Annotated in this window: 20 protein-coding genes, 16 tRNA genes and 1 pseudogene; 30 read left to right on the forward strand and 7 right to left on the reverse strand. The window is 29.0% G+C overall.

All coding sequences use genetic code 11. From position 1 onward, the window contains the following. Both groL and JFY71_RS09100 read left to right on the forward strand, forming a co-directional pair. Window positions 1-1,632: a chaperonin GroEL gene (groL, locus tag JFY71_RS09095; RefSeq protein ID WP_243660490.1), complete on the forward strand. Its 1,632-nt coding sequence runs from the start codon at window positions 1-3 to the stop codon at window positions 1,630-1,632. A gap of 106 nt (window positions 1,633-1,738) precedes the next feature. After that, window positions 1,739-1,813, forward strand: a tRNA-Trp gene (locus tag JFY71_RS09100). Here JFY71_RS09100 and JFY71_RS09105 read toward each other — a convergent pair. The 4 genes and pseudogenes from JFY71_RS09105 to JFY71_RS09110 form a co-directional block, all read right to left on the reverse strand. Continuing rightward, window positions 1,792-2,076 carry a hypothetical protein gene (locus JFY71_RS09105; protein WP_243660491.1) on the reverse strand — a complete coding sequence of 95 codons (285 nt, stop codon included), beginning with the start codon at window positions 2,074-2,076 and terminating at the stop codon, window positions 1,792-1,794. The two genes, JFY71_RS09100 and JFY71_RS09105, sit on opposite strands and share 22 nt — an antisense overlap. A 252-nt stretch (window positions 2,077-2,328) precedes the next feature. Next, the gene (locus JFY71_RS12205) at window positions 2,329-2,487 is read right to left on the reverse strand and encodes a recombinase zinc beta ribbon domain-containing protein (RefSeq protein ID WP_420846422.1); all 159 of its coding nucleotides are present in this window, start codon (window positions 2,485-2,487) and stop codon (window positions 2,329-2,331) included. Window positions 2,488-2,493: 6 nt separating this feature from the next. Next, window positions 2,494-2,712, reverse strand: a pseudogene (locus JFY71_RS12210) (recombinase family protein); the annotation flags it as partial. 12 nt (window positions 2,713-2,724) lie between these two features. Further along, window positions 2,725-3,009, reverse strand: a complete 285-nt coding sequence (locus JFY71_RS09110) for a serine integrase family protein (RefSeq protein ID WP_243660492.1) — start codon at window positions 3,007-3,009, stop codon at window positions 2,725-2,727. 260 nt (window positions 3,010-3,269) lie between these two features. Between JFY71_RS09110 and JFY71_RS09115 the strand changes: the two genes are divergently transcribed. The 24 genes from JFY71_RS09115 (at window position 3,270) to guaA (ending at window position 9,875) form a co-directional block, all read left to right on the forward strand. Beyond that, window positions 3,270-3,725, forward strand: a complete 456-nt coding sequence (locus JFY71_RS09115; RefSeq protein ID WP_243660493.1) for a hypothetical protein — start codon at window positions 3,270-3,272, stop codon at window positions 3,723-3,725. A gap of 111 nt (window positions 3,726-3,836) precedes the next feature. Next, window positions 3,837-4,379, forward strand: coding sequence for a hypothetical protein (locus tag JFY71_RS09120; protein ID WP_243660494.1), 543 nt, complete (start codon window positions 3,837-3,839; stop codon window positions 4,377-4,379). A 20-nt stretch (window positions 4,380-4,399) separates the two neighbouring features. Next, window positions 4,400-4,561 (forward strand): hypothetical protein, encoded by a 162-nt coding sequence (locus JFY71_RS09125; protein ID WP_243660495.1) that lies wholly within the window; start codon window positions 4,400-4,402, stop codon window positions 4,559-4,561. A 45-nt stretch (window positions 4,562-4,606) separates the two neighbouring features. Beyond that, window positions 4,607-4,798, forward strand: a complete 192-nt coding sequence (locus JFY71_RS09130) for a hypothetical protein (RefSeq protein ID WP_243660496.1) — start codon at window positions 4,607-4,609, stop codon at window positions 4,796-4,798. 404 nt (window positions 4,799-5,202) lie between these two features. Further along, window positions 5,203-5,370 (forward strand): hypothetical protein, encoded by a 168-nt coding sequence (locus JFY71_RS09135; protein WP_243660497.1) that lies wholly within the window; start codon window positions 5,203-5,205, stop codon window positions 5,368-5,370. A 129-nt stretch (window positions 5,371-5,499) separates the two neighbouring features. Beyond that, the gene (locus JFY71_RS09140; RefSeq protein ID WP_243660498.1) at window positions 5,500-5,820 is read left to right on the forward strand and encodes a M28 family peptidase; all 321 of its coding nucleotides are present in this window, start codon (window positions 5,500-5,502) and stop codon (window positions 5,818-5,820) included. 61 nt (window positions 5,821-5,881) lie between these two features. Then, window positions 5,882-6,073 carry a sunset domain-containing protein gene (locus tag JFY71_RS09145; RefSeq protein ID WP_243660499.1) on the forward strand — a complete coding sequence of 64 codons (192 nt, stop codon included), beginning with the start codon at window positions 5,882-5,884 and terminating at the stop codon, window positions 6,071-6,073. Window positions 6,074-6,583: 510 nt separating this feature from the next. Further along, window positions 6,584-6,658, forward strand: a tRNA-Glu gene (locus tag JFY71_RS09150). Between the two features lie 5 nt (window positions 6,659-6,663). Continuing rightward, a tRNA-Val gene (locus JFY71_RS09155) sits at window positions 6,664-6,739 on the forward strand. 5 nt (window positions 6,740-6,744) lie between these two features. Beyond that, a tRNA-Asp gene (locus JFY71_RS09160) sits at window positions 6,745-6,821 on the forward strand. Window positions 6,822-6,824: 3 nt separating this feature from the next. After that, window positions 6,825-6,900, forward strand: a tRNA-Thr gene (locus JFY71_RS09165). Between the two features lie 12 nt (window positions 6,901-6,912). Beyond that, a tRNA-Tyr gene (locus JFY71_RS09170) sits at window positions 6,913-6,998 on the forward strand. 75 nt (window positions 6,999-7,073) lie between these two features. Continuing rightward, window positions 7,074-7,147 (forward strand) — tRNA-Gly (locus JFY71_RS09175). A 4-nt stretch (window positions 7,148-7,151) separates the two neighbouring features. Further along, window positions 7,152-7,228 (forward strand) — tRNA-Arg (locus JFY71_RS09180). Between the two features lie 3 nt (window positions 7,229-7,231). Next, window positions 7,232-7,308: transfer RNA gene (locus JFY71_RS09185), tRNA-Gln, on the forward strand. Between the two features lie 9 nt (window positions 7,309-7,317). Further along, window positions 7,318-7,393: transfer RNA gene (locus JFY71_RS09190), tRNA-Lys, on the forward strand. 4 nt (window positions 7,394-7,397) lie between these two features. Continuing rightward, a tRNA-Ser gene (locus JFY71_RS09195) sits at window positions 7,398-7,486 on the forward strand. A gap of 20 nt (window positions 7,487-7,506) precedes the next feature. Beyond that, window positions 7,507-7,597 (forward strand) — tRNA-Ser (locus JFY71_RS09200). Window positions 7,598-7,604: 7 nt separating this feature from the next. Then, window positions 7,605-7,681: transfer RNA gene (locus JFY71_RS09205), tRNA-Ile, on the forward strand. A 56-nt stretch (window positions 7,682-7,737) separates the two neighbouring features. Continuing rightward, window positions 7,738-7,813, forward strand: a tRNA-Phe gene (locus tag JFY71_RS09210). 86 nt (window positions 7,814-7,899) lie between these two features. Further along, window positions 7,900-7,974, forward strand: a tRNA-Lys gene (locus JFY71_RS09215). Between the two features lie 32 nt (window positions 7,975-8,006). Beyond that, window positions 8,007-8,082: transfer RNA gene (locus JFY71_RS09220), tRNA-Lys, on the forward strand. Window positions 8,083-8,338: 256 nt separating this feature from the next. After that, window positions 8,339-8,881: a phosphodiesterase gene (gene yfcE, locus JFY71_RS09225; RefSeq protein ID WP_243660500.1), complete on the forward strand. Its 543-nt coding sequence runs from the start codon at window positions 8,339-8,341 to the stop codon at window positions 8,879-8,881. A 52-nt stretch (window positions 8,882-8,933) separates the two neighbouring features. Next, window positions 8,934-9,875 (forward strand): glutamine-hydrolyzing GMP synthase, encoded by a 942-nt coding sequence (gene guaA / locus JFY71_RS09230; protein WP_476739014.1) that lies wholly within the window; start codon window positions 8,934-8,936, stop codon window positions 9,873-9,875. Between the two features lie 113 nt (window positions 9,876-9,988). Here guaA and JFY71_RS12055 read toward each other — a convergent pair whose 3' ends face one another. The 3 genes from JFY71_RS12055 to JFY71_RS09240 form a co-directional block, all read right to left on the reverse strand. After that, window positions 9,989-10,468 (reverse strand): transposase, encoded by a 480-nt coding sequence (locus JFY71_RS12055; protein WP_263457769.1) that lies wholly within the window; start codon window positions 10,466-10,468, stop codon window positions 9,989-9,991. Further along, complete coding sequence (locus tag JFY71_RS12060; RefSeq protein ID WP_263457728.1) at window positions 10,464-11,288, reverse strand: ISL3 family transposase; 825 nt, start codon at window positions 11,286-11,288, stop codon at window positions 10,464-10,466. Before JFY71_RS12060 ends, JFY71_RS12055 begins: the two co-directional genes overlap by 5 nt. Before the next feature lie 153 nt (window positions 11,289-11,441). Next, window positions 11,442-11,675 carry a hypothetical protein gene (locus JFY71_RS09240; RefSeq protein WP_243660501.1) on the reverse strand — a complete coding sequence of 78 codons (234 nt, stop codon included), beginning with the start codon at window positions 11,673-11,675 and terminating at the stop codon, window positions 11,442-11,444. A gap of 444 nt (window positions 11,676-12,119) precedes the next feature. Between JFY71_RS09240 and JFY71_RS09245 the strand changes: the two genes are divergently transcribed. The 4 genes from JFY71_RS09245 (at window position 12,120) to JFY71_RS09260 (ending at window position 17,160) form a co-directional block, all read left to right on the forward strand. Beyond that, window positions 12,120-13,070 carry a Gfo/Idh/MocA family protein gene (locus JFY71_RS09245; RefSeq protein ID WP_243660502.1) on the forward strand — a complete coding sequence of 317 codons (951 nt, stop codon included), beginning with the start codon at window positions 12,120-12,122 and terminating at the stop codon, window positions 13,068-13,070. Between the two features lie 166 nt (window positions 13,071-13,236). Further along, complete coding sequence (gene dltD, locus JFY71_RS09250; protein WP_243660503.1) at window positions 13,237-14,397, forward strand: D-alanyl-lipoteichoic acid biosynthesis protein DltD; 1,161 nt, start codon at window positions 13,237-13,239, stop codon at window positions 14,395-14,397. 169 nt (window positions 14,398-14,566) lie between these two features. Further along, window positions 14,567-15,223 (forward strand): redox-sensing transcriptional repressor Rex, encoded by a 657-nt coding sequence (locus JFY71_RS09255; protein WP_243660504.1) that lies wholly within the window; start codon window positions 14,567-14,569, stop codon window positions 15,221-15,223. Window positions 15,224-15,264: 41 nt separating this feature from the next. Continuing rightward, window positions 15,265-17,160, forward strand: coding sequence for an ABC-F family ATP-binding cassette domain-containing protein (locus JFY71_RS09260; protein WP_243660505.1), 1,896 nt, complete (start codon window positions 15,265-15,267; stop codon window positions 17,158-17,160). The last annotated feature ends 44 nt before the right edge of the window (window positions 17,161-17,204 follow it).

Genomic DNA, 17,204 nt, shown 5'->3' on the forward strand with positions numbered 1-17,204 from the left:
ATGGCTAAAGAAATTAAATTTGGTGTTGACGCTAGAAATGGTTTAATTGATGGTGTTAATAAATTATCTGATACAGTGAAAGTTACATTAGGTCCAAAGGGAAGAAATGTTGTATTAGACAAACAATTTGGATCACCGCTAATTACAAATGATGGGGTTACTATTGCTAGGGAAGTAGAATTAGAAGATCCATACGAAAATATGGGAGCTCAATTAGTTAAAGAAGTAGCTACAAAAACAAATGATGTTGCCGGTGATGGTACAACAACTGCAACTTTATTAGCTCAAGCTATTATTAGAGAAGGTATTAAGAATTTAGCAGCCGGTGCAAATCCAATGGTTTTACAAAAAGGTATAAAAAAAGCTGTTGATAAAGCAGTAGAAGAAATAAAAAATATTTCAATTCCGGTTGAAACTAGTGAGTCCATTGCTCAAGTAGGTGCAATATCCGCTGCAGATGACCAAGTTGGACAAATGATAGCAGAAGCTATGGAAAAAGTTGGAAAAGATGGAGTTATAACAGTAGAAGAATCAAAAAGCATGGGAACTACATTAGAAGTTGTAGAAGGTATGCAATTTGACAGAGGATATGTTTCACCTTACATGGTAACTGATACAGATAAAATGGAAGCAGAATTAGAAGATCCATTAATTTTAGTTACCGATAAAAAAATTACAAATATTCAAGACATTCTTCCTGTTTTAGAAGAAGTAGTTAAGGCAAGTAAACCTTTATTAATCATAGCAGATGATGTAGAAGGCGAAGCTATGACAACCTTAGTTATAAATAAATTAAGAGGTACATTTAATTGTGTAGCAGTAAAGGCTCCTGGTTTTGGCGATAGAAGAAAAGAAATGCTAGCTGATATAGCAATTTTAACAAATACTGAAGTAATTAGTGAAGATTTAGGTTATGAACTTTCAGATGTAACTATCGATATGTTAGGATCTGCTAGAAAAGTTAATGTTTCAAAAGAAAATACAGTAATAGTTGACGGAGCTGGTGAAGATTCAGCTATAAAAGATAGAGTTTCACAAATTAAAAAACAAATTGAAAATACAGAATCAGAATTTGATACTGAAAAACTTCAAGAACGTTTGGCAAAATTATCTGGTGGAGTTGCTGTAATTCAAGTAGGAGCTGCAACAGAAACAGAATTAAAAGAAAGAAAATTACGTTTAGAAGATGCTTTAGCAGCTACTAGAGCAGCAGTTGAAGAAGGTATAGTTTCTGGTGGTGGTACAGCATATATAAATGTACTTGATAAAATAGAAACATTATTAGATACAGTTGAAAGTGATGAAAAAACAGGCGTTAATATTATTTTAAAAGCTTTAGAAGAACCATTAAAACAAATAGCTATTAATGCAGGCTTAGAAGGTTCTGTAATAGTAGAAAAAGTAAAGGCATCAGAAAAAGGAATGGGCTTTGATGCTTATAAAGAAGAGTATGTAAATATGATTGAAGCAGGTATTGTTGACCCTACAAAAGTAACAAGATCAGCATTACAAAATGCTTCATCAGTTGCAGCTATGTTATTAACTACAGAAGCAGCTGTAGCAGATGTAACAGAAGAAGACCCAGTGGCAGCAGCTGGTGGTGGAATGCCAGGCGGAATGGGATATATGTAATAATAACTAGGGAAAGCACTTTGGTGCTTTTCCTAAGTTATAATTTTAAATATGAAATATAGTTGACATAAAAAAAATAATATACTATACTAATAAAGTATTATTAAGGGGCATAGTTCAGTGGTAGAACGTCGGTCTCCAAAACCGGATGTCAGGGGTTCAAATCCTCTTGTCCCTGCCATTATTATGTAGTTTAAATCCATCTAAGTCAATAAGATTTAGGTGGATTTCTACATTTTCAGGATAAACAACAATTTTATTTATAAATAATTGTAAAATCTTTTTCTTATCCTGTCTTGAGAAATCTTCAAATCTTTTGTGCTTCATTAAAAACTCTTTTATTTCATCATCGGAATATTTTGCATTTATTTTTATCTCTGCGGTACTAATTTGAGTTTTAAGAGCTTGTTCTTTCTTTTCCAACTCATTAATTCTATCAACCATTGTAGAACTATTTATTCCACTAGAAATAGCGTTGATTAAGTTTTCTATCTCAGCATTGGTTTTAAATAATTTTTTTTTAATTTATTTATATCTGTATTATTATTTTTATTAAGATATTTTTTCATGCTATTTAAAACTCTATCTATGTTATTTTCTGTAAATAAAGTCTCTGAAAATATATTAATTATATCTTCTTCTAACGATTCAGCTCTAATTGACCTTAAAGTGCACTTAGAACTCTTATTCTTTTTATCAGTACAAAATATAGTATCTAGTGATAACTTTCCCGTCTTTTCTATGATAATGCCTTTGTAGACCAGACATTTTGCTACCACATACTCCACAATACATTATTCCGCTTAATAAATATATATGGTCTGCTTTATTAGACCCTTTTATTTTATTAGCCATTCTAATTTATTGCACTCTTGTAAAATCCTCCTCATATATAATAGCAGGTATACCGCCCTTAATTCTAATTATATCTTTTTCATTATGTTTCACTCTTCTATTTTGTTTTCCATTTATTTTCCAAGGATGTTTGTTGAAAACATAAGTTCCTGTATATTTTTCGTTTCCTAAAATTTCATATATACTATTTTTGCCAAAACAGTTTCCTCTTTTAGTTAAATGTCCTCTTTTGTTTAGTTATTTTATTATGTCACCATAACCATTAAGATACATTCCAAATATTAGACGAACTGCTAATGATTCATATTCGTTTATTACATATTCATTATCTTCATTAATATCATAACCTAGCGGGGGAGTTCCTCCGTTAAACTTACATTTTAATGCATTTTCATTTTGACCTTTTTTAACTTCACGAGATAAGTTTTTAGAAAAATATTCACTCATTCCTTCAAGTACGGATTCTAATATTACAGACTCTGGAGAATTATCTATGTTCTCTAACACCGATAAAACAGACACACATTATCTTTTAATTTCTTTTTATAAATTGCACTATCATATCTCTTACCTTTACCGCTCATGATTTCGCTCCTTGTTTGTATTATTTAGATTCTATCATGTTTGGTATAAAACTTTTCTATTTAGTGTAGCCTATCCATATAGGTGGAGGAACATCACATTCAGCAGATATTACATTAGCAGGTAAAGATAGAGAAGAAACATAAGAAAAAGTAACGGAATTTATTAAAAAACAAAAAGTAGCATAAAGGAGAATGATAATGGATATAAATTTATTTGAAATATTTGGTGGAACAATAACTTTAGCTGCAGTAGCTATAGTCGCTATGGGTATTACATTTGTAATTGACACTGTTAAGAAAATCAAGAACGATAAGGTTCAAGCAGTACTAAAAACCAATGAGGAAGTTATTAACAAGGTGAAAGATGTAGTTGTAAATACAACAGGAAAATATATTCAAACAGTTGTAGATGAATTAAAGAAAGATGGTAGATGGAACAAAGAAAATGCAGGTAAAGTATTTAATAACGCCTTTAATGAAATACAAGGACAATTAGGTAAAGATACCATAGATATTTTAAACGATATAAGAGGAAATACAGAAGTATATTTAACCAATGTGATTGAAAATACTTTAAGAGAAAACAAAAATTACATGATAGAAGCAGAACCTATAAAACTTGGAATAGATATTAAAGAAGATAAGGTGGATTAATTTCCACATATTTTTTTATGTAAATAACCAATCAATAAATAAATAATTAATTATTTAACTTATAAGTGGTTAAGGGTATAGTTAGTTGTTAATAAATGTTAGGATTTTGTAATGTTAAAATTAAAAATAAAATGTTATATTAGAAAAGCTCAAGCGAATGATAAAAATATAACGAAAAGAGATGAAATGAAAATGAAAAAAATAATATCTATGTTACTATTAACAACTATGATTTTATCAAGTATAACCCCAGTTATTGCTAGTGCTTCCAATGATGTTAATAACAGTAATGAAATATCTATTAGTTCAACACAAGAAGAACAAATCGATGAGAAGTTAGTAGATGAAGTAGCTGAAAAATTAGAGTTTTTATACGAAAAAGCTGCTATTTTTGACAAAGATGGTGCTATAGTTGATTTCAATATGGATTTAATAAAAGAACATTATGGAAATACTGATGAAGTTAAAGAATTAGAATATTATATTAATAAAGCCAAAGAAGAATATACTTTAAAAAGCATGTATAGGGCAGGCGATTGGAATTGTATGAAAAAAGAATTGGGTTTAACGAGTGCTAATAAAGCAGCAGCTAAAACAATTCAAGCTTTGATTGTAAAAAAGCTTGGAAAGCGGCTGCTTCTAAGATATTACTAATTGCTGGAAAAGGAACTTTAATGGGTATTGTAGGAATTTTGACAGTGGCAGCATTAGGGAAAGGAATATTAAATCACTTACCTAAAACAGTAGGGAAACCAAAAAAACCAAAAGAAAATTGTGATAAATATGGACCTTATCATTCACAAGCGAATGCTCAATGTAGAAAAAGAAATCATTAAGACTTATTTCATTCATGTTCAGTTGAATTATTATGGTGGTGTTAAATGAAATATAAGACAATATTTAAAATAATAGCTGTAATATTGTTTTTTATAATAACGTTCAAGGTTGAAGAAATTATTGATAACTATGTAAAAAATGGTATTGTTAATATGATACTATCAGTCGGTTTTTTCACTGTAGGATTTATTGTTATAAATAAGATTTTTGCAGATAATGAAAAAGATGAAGAATAAATAAAAAAACTAGAAAAAACAAAGGTGGATTAATTTATACCTCTTTTTTTATGTAAATGGCTTAAAGTAGCCATATGCTAATACCTCTTTCACTAAATATCGCTTTATACGCCAATTTTAAGCTAAATGGTTATTTTAAACCAAGTGTGAAGAGGAACGGAGAAAGTATACAATAGAAATAGAGGAAAATAAGGCAGAGTAAAATCTGACTTATTTTTATGTCTAATTATATAAAACATGTTATGGATATAGGATGTGAACAAGCTATATATACATAATATATTATTAATAAAATGTTATGATTTTTTTCCCAATTATCTAGGTCACTTCATTTCTTGTACTTTTTTATTACGTGAAGTACACTATAATTAAAGGAGATTATTAAAATTAATATTGGAGTATGTATGACGAAAAATATACAAGAACTTAAAGATAAATATCAAGTAAGAAGAATTTATAAACAGAAAACAGAATTCATAGAATGGTTAAGCAGCAAATCTGAAGAGCTAGATTATGAATTAAAAATAGATGAGTGTAGCAAAAAAGGTAGAAATCTGATAAGAGTGATGTAGAAAATTCAAAAGTGATTTTAACTGCTCATTACGATACTCAGCCTAATTTTTTTATCAATGTTTATGGGACAAAACTGGATAGGTTTTATCATTAGTCAACTATATGTAGTTGTATTTATAGTTGCTTTCATGTTTTTATCAACTAAGTTTTTAGTTAATTTAACAGGGAATTATTGGGCTATGTTTATTCCAGACATAATACTTATAGCATTTCTTATTCAAATGACATATGGAATAGCTAATAAGCATACTGTAAATGACAATACGTCTGGAGTAGCTACATTACTTTGGATAATGGAGGATTTACCTGAAACAGATAGAGATAAAGTATGTTTTGACCAAGAAGAAGTAGGATTAATAGGATCTGATAATTTTAAAAAGAAATATAAGAAGATAGTGAAGCATAAGCTGCTAAAAAGGAATATGGGCAGATGGAGTATCAGCCTTTGAAACGAATACTGAGAAACCAAATACTCATACAGATAATAATTCCTCTACAGATTTAGATAAATTGTATGTAGATTCAAATGGAAGAGGATTAATAAAAGGAAATATTAATGCTAAAGGCGAAAAAATATATCATATTCCTAATAAAGGTTCATATAATAGTACACAAATAAATACATCAGCAGGTGAAAGATGGTTTAAAACTGAACGAGAAGTACAAAATGCTGAATGGAGAAAAGCTGACAATATAAAGTAAATTAACTAAGACAGGGGAGAACTCCTGTCTTTTTTATTTGTTATATTTTTTATTTTTAAGTCCGCTATATAAAATCCATTATCAACAATAGGGGAAGTAAACACTCTTAAAAATTCATTATAATATAGATAAATTCCCTTACAAAGATAATCTTTAGCTTTTTCTAAATCGTAAATATCTTCACATATATATATATATATATGTTGTTTAGTTCATCAATCGATAGTTTTTTCATTATAGGGACTTTAATTATTTAGCTATAATTTCATAAAAGATTTTGATATGTTTTTAGATCATATATGTACAATTCTAAAATATTTTGTAGAAATAAAATATAAAAAGTGAAAATATTATATAATATAAAAAGGAATTTATATTATTGTTGTTGCATTTTATTTGGAATTATCATATAATTATTTTTGTCGTCAAAACAGTATAGCTTGTTGCAAATTAAATAATAAAAAATTTGACAAGTAAAAAAAAATAAGTTATACTAAATTAGTCACATAAGGCCCTATGGTCAAGCGGTTAAGACATCGCCCTTTCACGGCGGTATCCCGGGTTCGAATCCCGGTAGGGTCACCATATATGGGCGGTTAGCTCAGCTGGGAGAGCATCTGCCTTACAAGCAGGGGGTCACAGGTTCGAGCCCTGTACCGCCCACCATATATGGCCTGGTAGTTCAGTTGGTTAGAATGCCAGCCTGTCACGCTGGAGGTCGTCGGTTCGAGTCCGATCCAGGTCGCCATTTGCTGATGTAGCTCAATTGGTAGAGCAACTGACTTGTAATCAGTAGGTTGGGGGTTCAAGTCCTCTCATCAGCTCCATTTTTTAAACATGGAGGAGTTCCCGAGTTGGCTAAAGGGGACGGACTGTAAATCCGTTAGCTACGCTTTCAGTGGTTCGAATCCGCTCTCCTCCACCAATAAAAACAAATTGAAAAAGGGTTGACAAAATAAAACCGAATTGGTATACTAAAATAGTTGCTTAGAGATTTTGCGCGGGTGTAGCTCAGTGGTAGAGCCCCAGCCTTCCAAGCTGGTTGCGAGGGTTCGATTCCCTTCACCCGCTCCAGTATGCACCTATAGCTCAGCTGGATAGAGCAACGGACTTCTAATCCGTGCGCCAGAGGTTCGAATCCTCTTAGGTGCGCCATAATGGGGTGTAGCCAAGTCGGTAAGGCACTAGACTTTGACTCTAGCATTTCACAGGTTCGAGTCCTGTCACCCCAGCCAGTTTTATATGACCCATTAGCTCAGTCGGCAGAGCACCTGACTTTTAATCAGGGTGTCCCGCGTTCGAGTCGCGGATGGGTCACCATCAAGGAGAGGTATCGAAGTGGTCATAACGAGGCGGTCTTGAAAACCGTTTGGGTTCACGCCCACGTGGGTTCGAATCCCACCCTCTCCGCCAATTTTTTTTAGATTGGATTAGGAGAAATACTCAAGTGGCTGAAGAGGCTCCCCTGCTAAGGGAGTAGATCCTTAACGGGATGCGAGGGTTCAAATCCCTCTTTCTCCGCCAGTTATTGGGGCCTTTAGCTCAGTTGGTTAGAGCGCCCGGCTCATAACCGGTAGGTCCGGGGTTCGAGTCCCTGAAGGCCCACCAATATTAATATTTCTTGGCATTGCCAAGAAATATTTTATTTAAAAGCAAATAAATTAGCCCGGATAGCTCAGTCGGTAGAGCAGAGGACTGAAAATCCTCGTGTCGCTGGTTCGATTCCGGCTCCGGGCACCAAAAAGACTTATGATTGTCTTTTTTTTATTTAAAAACTTGACATAGTTTATACTATGTTTTATCCTTTTTATAGGATGTTTATATGTGACCCATTAGCTCAGATGTAGAGCACCTGACTCTTAATCAGGAGGTCCCATGCTCAAAGCGTGGATGGGTCACCAATTTTTATAAACTACATAATTATTAAATATATGACTCATTAGCTCAGTTGGTAGAGCACCTGACTCTTAATCAGGTTGTCCAGGGTTCGAGCCCCTGATGGGTCACCAAAAGAAAACACTTTAAAAGCTTAGATAAAAGCTGTTTAGAGTGTTTCTTTTTTTATAAAAAATAATTTGGAGAAGTTTTTGATTTTCCTTTATCAATATCAGAAATTATAGAACCATAATAGATTAAAATTTATCGGTAAGATAGAAGAAAGTTATAAATTTTATTTTTTTATAAAGTCTATAGATTTTTTATTGCATAATTACAGGATTATCTAATATAATAGTTAAGTAAAGAAAGATTAAAGAGGAGAAATAGATGAAAATTGGTATATTGAGTGATACACATGGTGATATTGTTCAAACTAAAAAAGTATTAAAAATACTACAAGACTGTGAATATATTATTCATTGTGGTGATGTTCTATATCATGGACCAAGAAATGATTTACCTAAAAATTATAATCCCAGGGATTTAGCAACATATTTATCTAAATTGGAAAATATTTATTATATTAGAGGTAACTGTGATAGTGATGTAGATGAAATGGTTATTAAAAAAGATTTAAAAAGCAAATCCAGGGTTTTTAATTTTGGTAAATATACTATATTTGCAATTCATGGATATGAGGAAACAGAAGAAAAAAGAATTGAAAAAGCAAGGGAATTTAATGCTAATATTGTAGTATCTGGCCACACCCATGTAAAAGTATTAAAAAAAATCGATAATATTATTGTAATCAATCCAGGTAGCACAACAATTCCAAAAGATGGAACAAGTTCCTGTGCAATTATCAATAATAAGACTATTGATTTAATTAATATAGAAGATAACTCTATTATTGATTCTCTAATAATATAAATTATAATTTATGTTATAATTTAAAATGTATAAAATTTGTTTAGGAGGGACTATGAAAGAATTTGTAGAAAAAAGTGTTAAAGAAATACAAGAACAAATTGGCAATGGAAAAGCTATTTGTGCATTATCAGGTGGAGTTGATTCATCAGTATGTGCAGTTTTAGTCCATAAAGCCATAGGTGACAGACTGACTTGTGTTTTTGTAGATCATGGTTTACTACGTAAGGGTGAACGTGAAGAAGTAGAAGAAATGTTTAGAGGTAAATACCATATAAACTTAATAACTGTAGATGCAGAAGATAGATTTCTTGAAAAATTAAAAGGAGTTTCCGATCCTGAACAAAAAAGAAAAATTATAGGTGAGGAATTTATAAGAGTTTTTGAAGAAGAACAAGCAAAATTATCAGGATATGATTATTTAGTACAAGGTACAATATATCCAGACATTGCAGAAAGTGGTAAAGATGGTAAGGGACTAGTTAAAAGTCATCATAATGTTGGTGGATTACCTGAAGATGTAAATTTTGAACTTGTAGAGCCTTTAAAAACTTTATATAAAGAAGAAGTTAGGCAAGTAGGTAGGGAACTTGGAATGCCGGATGTAATGGTAAATAGGCAGCCATTTCCAGGACCAGGTCTAGGTGTAAGGGTACTAGGAGAAATTACTAAAGAAAAACTTGATATTTTACGAGATGCCGATTATATATACAGGGATGAAGTTGCTAAAGCTGGCTTAGATACGAAAATTTGGCAGTATTTTGCTGCTATGCCTGATTTTAGTGTAACAGGTGTTAAAGATGGAGAAAGAACTTATTCTAGAACTATTTTCTTAAGAGCAGTTAATTCTGAAGATGCAGTTACTGCAGATTGGTATCCGTTTGATATGGAATTTTTAAAAAGAGTTTCAAAAAGAATTACAAGTGAAGTGCCACAGGTAAATAGAGTTCTTTATGATATAACACAAAAACCACCGGGAACAATAGAATTCGAATAAGAACATAAAGGGCTATACCTATTATAATTACTAGGTTATAGCCTTTTTAATTGGTTCTTTGTCAAATGGTGTTGGTATACAATAAAATAACAAACTACTTTTATATCAGGCAGCTATATAGCTGCCTGATAATTTTCTATTGGCTTCATTAAATTTTTAATTATAAAAACCCTATTTCTAAAATTATAAAATGACCTATATCCAAAAACTATTCTTTTTATACTTTTAATAAGATTATTAGTACCTTCCAAGGGTCCATTTGTAATGTCCGTACTTAAGGTGTTTTTCACATATTCAAAATATTCTAACAAAGTGTTTATAGCTACTTTCATTTGTTCACTTACTGTGTCCTTAAATAAAGTTAAATGTTCCCTTAATCCTTTAGAATTTTCACATCTAATATCAGATAAAAGAATTTGATAAACTTCATATGTTTTCTTTAAATTATCATCAACAGCAATAGTTTCATTTACTACATCAGATGTGCTTTTCCACTTATTAAAATGTGTCCATTTACTAAAGTGGATTATATCAAGTTTAGAAGAATCCTTTTGAATTAGCTTCCAATATCTTTTTAGTCTTTTATATTCAATAGAGGAAGTAAAAGTTTTTCATTATTTCAATCCTTGTTTTTAACAAAGCTCTGCCAATAAGATTTACAATATGAAACTTATCTAAAACTATTTGAGCATTAGGAAAAACATCCTTAATTAATGACATATAAGGTTTATATATATCTATACAAATATATTTAACATTTGCTCTAGCTTTACAGGTAAACTTTCTAAAATATTTAGTTAAATAAGGGAGAGTACGATTTTCAACAATATCCATAATATTAAAATTCTTCCTATCACCATTACAAAAGATAAAGCTCATACTGCCCTTAGCATCTTTAGTGGATTTGAATTCATCAAAACACAAAGTTTCAGGCAGATATGACTTGTTAACTCTAAAAGCCTTATAATTAGCCTCTAAAGAACGACTAACGGTATTAGAAGATACGTAATTTAACCTAGCAATATCCTTTTGACTTATTTTCATAGTTAGATTTTCAGTTATATGTAATTTTACCCTATTTGAAATAAAACAATTTTTCTCTACAATATTGGTTTTTGCTGTAAAAGTGTGAGAACATTCTTTACAAAAAAATCTTTGTTTTCTTAATTTTAAAATAGTAGGATCTCCATTTAGTGGAAGAAGTTTAATATTTGATATTTTATTTCCGTGCTTAATAATTGCATTCTTGTCCATATTCCCACAAATTGGACAAATATTAGGAGTATAAGAAAGTTTAGCGTCTATAACTTTATATATTACATTGTTCTTTCTCATATTATTGCTGAATTTAATAAATTTAATATTCTTATCTTTTATTCCTAAGAAATCTAAGATATAATTACTAGTAGACATAATGACCTCCGATTGGTATTTTGTAGTGAATTTATTGTATCGGAAAAATGGTTGTTATGTCTCTTTTTTTATAAAAAAATGGTGCTGGAGAAGATTTTCTTTTTTCTTCACCAACACCATAAATTATAGAACCTTTTAATTTTGGTAAATGTACTATTTGGAAAATCTTATAGTTCTTGTAGATAATAAATCACCGGAAGCTGAAACGATTTTATCGAATTTTTTACTTATTTCTTTTTCATTATTTGATTCTGCTATAGTCTCGGTTGTTCCATCTAAAAAGTAAATTATAAGGGAATATAAATTATCATTTTCCAGTAATTCAATTTTTTTACATAAATCCATATTAAATATTTTCTTAGGTTCAAAATCATTTACAATAAACATAAATTCATCTCCCTTTTTATTGTTTTCAATATATTTTCCAATTATTATTTTAACTTATAAAATTTTTTTGCTAGTTACTTAGGTAATTAATTTAAGAAAAATAAGAAATAATTTATAATTTCTATAAAATACTTCATAGTTTTTTATATTTGGGTATAATATCTACAAAGTAATTTAATATTCTATATTTAAAGGAAGTGATTATATGGATGTAATTTTACTAAATTTAATAAATAATTTAATACAGGTTTTTTTGGTAGGTTATAATATATTAAGTTTCACAGCATTAATTATAGTTATTCTTTGTGGTGTTAAATATTTAAGAGATAGTTAAGTAGGATAAAAGTTGATTATATTTTACAAATAGTTCTATAATATAGTTAATGAAAATAATTTTGAAATATATATATTTAAATTATATTTCAAATATATAAAGGAGTTATTATGAGATTTGGTATTATTGGGTCTAATTTTATTGTTAAAGATTTTTTAGCAGCTGCAAAACTAAATCCTGATTTTGAGTTTACAGCTATGTATTCAAGGGATCTAAAAAAAGCTGAGACTTTTGGAAAGGAACATGGTGCAAAATATTTTTATGATGATTTAGATGAAATGTTTAAATCCGACATAGACGCTGTTTATATAGCTAGTCCCATAGGTTTACATGAGGAACAATCAATTAAAGCTTTAAAGGCGGGAATACATGTACTATGTGAGAAAGTAGCAACAACGACAGTAGAGTCTATAGATAGAATTATAAAGGTAGCAAAAGAAAATAATAAAATGTTTATGGAAGCTATGATTTCTACTGTTACACCAACGTTTAAAGAAATTAAAAATAATTTACATAAATTAGGAAAAATTCGTAGAGTAGTTTTTCAGTTTAATCAATATTCTTCCAGATACGATAATTTGAAAAAAGGTGTAATAGAAAATGCATTTAAACCTGAACTGGGTAATGGAGCTTTAACCGATATAGGAATCTATACTATAGAACCTATAGTTCATCTTTTTGGAAAACCTAATTCTGTTATGGGAAGTAATAAAAGATTAATAACAAATGCAATTGGATTTGGAACAGGTATATTGGAATATGATGAATTTCAAGCGATTATTATGTATAGCAAAATTTTCAACAGCTACAGTGAATCCGAAATTATCGGTGAGGAAGGAGTTTTATCAATTAATAAAATTTCCTTACCTAGTAAATTTGAAATAAAATATCGTAATGGGGATTATGAGTTTTATGAAAATTCACAAAATATTCCGTTAATGTATTATGAAATTGAAGAGTTTATTAATTGTATTAAGGAAGGAAAAATAGAATCAGAAATTAATACCCATAAAATAACTAGAGATAGTATAGAAGTAATTGAATATTTGTGGAATAAATAAAAACTAAGGATAAATAAGATTGATAATTTATTTATCCTTAGTTTTTTTATGTTTTCTTAAGATTATTGTAATTATTTTGTAATAGTATACTACAAATACTGTGCTATAATAATCTTTAGAATTTTAAGAGTATCAAAATTCAATTTAAGAAGGAATGGAATGATATATGAATAAGTTGTTAAAAAGAATGGTCTTAGCATTAATTTCACTTTTCATTGCTATTTTTATATTGTTTATATATTACAAATATGCTATTAAAAATATAGAAAACAATTATAGCCCTAAAGTAATGCATTTATATTCTAATGAAACTAGAGATAAAGGAATACAGATACTAAAACAAGGATTGGAAAAGGAAGATATCTTACTTTTAGGTTCTTCTGATTTAAGAATAAAAGTTGATCAAAATCCTGTTAATTTATTTCCAAACAATACCAGTAATAAAAACATTATAATCTCTGGTAAACCGAGGGTACAAAGTCTTTTAAATCTAATTAAACTAGGAGCGTTAGATGTTAATAAAGATAGTAATATAGGAGTTATAGTTTCGCTTCAATGGTTTATGAGAAGCAAGGTGGAAAAGGCAAGTTTTAATTCTAATTTTTCAGAATTACAATTTTACAAATTCATGGAAAATAATAATATTAGCGAGAATTTAAAGGACAAGGTAGCTAGTAGGGTTTTTAATTTGACTAATAATGTAGCTAATCATAATGCTACGGTTTATACACAGCTAGATGATTCCCATAAAATTTTTCAAAAAGCTTTTAATCCATTTTTTAATTTTCAAAAATGGTTTTTAGATTTACAAGATGGGTATAAGTCATCATTTTTACTTGATAGATATAAATCTAAAAATCAGAAGATGAAAAATGAAAAATCTTGGGAAGAATTAAAAGAATTGGCTGAAAAGCAAGGAAAAGCATCTGTTACTAATAATGATATGTTCGTAGATGACAAATACTATAGTAGGGAATTAAAACCTAATTTAAAGGATTTAGAAAACAAATATAAGGGAATTGATTTGTTGAAATCCGATGAGTTTAATGATTTAGAATTATTATTTGAATTATGTCAGCAGCTAGGTGTTAAACCGTTTATTATTATAGAGTCTACTAATGGATACTTTTATGATTATGCTGGTATTAATAAGGAACAAAGAGATAAATACTATGATAAGGTAAGTCAATTAGTAGAAAAATTTGGATTTAAATATATTGATTTAAGAGATTATGAATATGAAAAATATTTTTATTTTGATGCTATGCATTTAGGGTGGAAAGGTTGGCTATATGTTAGCAAAGAAATGTCAGAATATTTTCAATAATAGAATTTAGTATTTATTAAATAATCATTTTTAGTATATGTAGAACTAAAGCTAAGCATAATTTTAGCCTATATTGATTTGCATATAAAATATATTGTTAAAAATTTCCTATTGATGAATTAATCAATAATTGCTATAATTACAGTAATAAGTAATTATGGAGGGGAATATGAGCGAAAAACCACGTGTTTCTCTTGCCGTTGTAAAAAGATTACCAAAATATTATAGATATTTAGGATTAATAGCGGATAAGGGAATAATAAGGGTTTCTTCACAGGAACTTAGTAAAATTACTGGATTAACAGCTTCTCAAATAAGACAGGATTTAAATCATTTTGGTGGCTTTGGCCAGCAGGGTTATGGTTATAATGTTGAAGAGTTAAAATCAGAAATTGAAAAAATTATTGGGATAGATAAATCCTATAAGGCGATAATAGTAGGAATGGGTAATATTGGACAGGCTATATATAAATATAGAGGATTTAATGAAGCTTCAGGTTTTAAGATAGTAGGTTTATTTGATAAGGATAAGAATACTATTGGAAGGACAATGAGTGGAATAAAAGTAAATGATATTAAGAATATTAATAAGTTTTTACAAAAAGAAGATGTGGATATAGCTGTTGTAGCTGTACCTGCTGATTCAGCTCAAGAAGTATGTGATATATTAGTAGAAGGTAATGTTAAGGGAATATGGAATTTTGCTCCAATAGATTTAAAATTACCAAAAGATGTAGTATTAGAAAATGTTCATTTAGATGAAAGTCTATTTACCTTAACATATTATATGAATAACTTAAAAGATTATCCAGGAACAAAAAACTAGACATTAAATAATGTCTATTTTTTTGATTAGGTGGTGTTATTTTGATTTTAATAGGTGCAAAGGAAATATCTAAAAGTTATGTAACTGAGGAAATTTTATCCGATGTTACATTTAATATACAAAAGGGAGATAAGGTTGGATTAATAGGGGTAAATGGATCAGGTAAAACAACCTTATTAAATATTTTAATGAATGAAATATCCTATGATAGTGGTGAAATATACAAACAAAAAGATTTGAAAATAGGATATTTAAAGCAGTTAGCTGATTTAAATACCAATAATACCCTATATGATGAATGTTTAATTGTTTTTGAAGAAGTAATTGGTCTTGAGGATAAAATGAGACAGTTGGAACAAAAGATGTCTAGTTGCAAAGAAGATGATTTAGATGAAATCTTATTACAGTATCAAAAACTACAAGATAGATTTATAAAATTAGATGGTTATGAATACAATTCCAGAATTCAAGGAATGTTAAAAGGGTTGGGATTTAAAGAGGAAGATTTTTATAAAAATATTAGATTTTTTTCTGGTGGACAAAAATCTAGAATACAATTAGCAAAATTATTACTATCTAAGCCGGATATATTATTTTTAGATGAACCAACAAATCATTTAGATTTAGAAGCTATAGACTTTTTACAGAATTTCTTAAGAGATTATGATGGTTCTATTTTATTAATATCCCATGATAGATATTTTTTAGATAAGGTTGTTAACAAGATTTTTTTATTGGAAAATAAAAAGATTGAAATTTATAAGGGAAATTATTCTGCATATACAGTACAAAGAAAAAAAGATTTGGAAACCAGAATGGCAGCTTATGAAAATCAGCAAAAAGAAATTAAAAGGCAACAAGAAATTATTGAAAGGTTTTCCAACTACGGTAGTGCAAGACTAATTAAGCAGTCTCAGTCTAGAAAAAAACTATTGGATAAAATGAAAGTATTAGAGGAGCCTAAAAATGTTTCTAGTCAATTTTCCTTAAGATTTACTCCAGCTGTTGAAAGTGGTAAAGATGTTTTGAAAATTGAAGATCTATCCAAATCCTTTGATGATAAAACTCTATTTGAAAATGTGGATATAGATATTTATAAAGGAGAAAAGGTAGGATTAATTGGATCAAATGGAATTGGAAAAACCACATTATTTAAAATGATTCTTGGAAAATCCGGAATAAATAATGGAAGCATTAATATAGGAAGTCAAGTTCATATAGGATACTTTGATCAAGAACAACAGAATTTGGATATAAACAACACAATTATAGATGAAATATGGAATGAGTATCCTAATTTAACTCATTATGATATAAGGAATTATCTGGCGAGATTTATGTTTATCGGTGATGATATTTTTAAAGAAATATCTGAATTAAGTGGTGGAGAAAAAGCCAGAGTATCATTATTAAAATTGATGTTATCAACTTCAAATTTCTTACTGATGGATGAGCCGACAAATCATTTAGATATCGATTCAAAAGAAGTCTTAGAAAATGCCTTATTGGAATATGATGGAACCTGTTTTATTATTTCACATGATAGGTATTTTTTAAATAAGGTAGTAGACAAGATTATTATTTTAAATAATGATGGAGCAACAACTTATTTGGGAAATTACGATTATTATATAGAAAAAATAAATGAGGATAAAATTCAACTTGAAATAGAGAGAAAATCTAAAACAAGTATAGAAAAGGAAAAAAAGAAATTAAAGGAGCTTGAAAGGGAAAAAAGCCAAAATAAGAAAAAAATTATTGACCTTGAAAAAAAGATTCAAGAGATAGAGTTTGAAATAGAGAATTTAAATTTACAAGCATCGGATAATGAACTTTATACAGACACTAAGAAAGTGGAAAGTCTATTTAAAGAAATTCGCATAAAGGAACAATTAAAGGAACAATTATATGATGATTGGTTTGAATTACAAGATTAATTTAAAATAAAAAAACTAGGCTTTTATAAATAAATTATAAAAAT

Source organism: Miniphocaeibacter halophilus (assembly GCF_016458825.1).
Classification (GTDB): Bacteria; Bacillota; Clostridia; order Tissierellales; family Peptoniphilaceae; genus Miniphocaeibacter; species Miniphocaeibacter halophilus.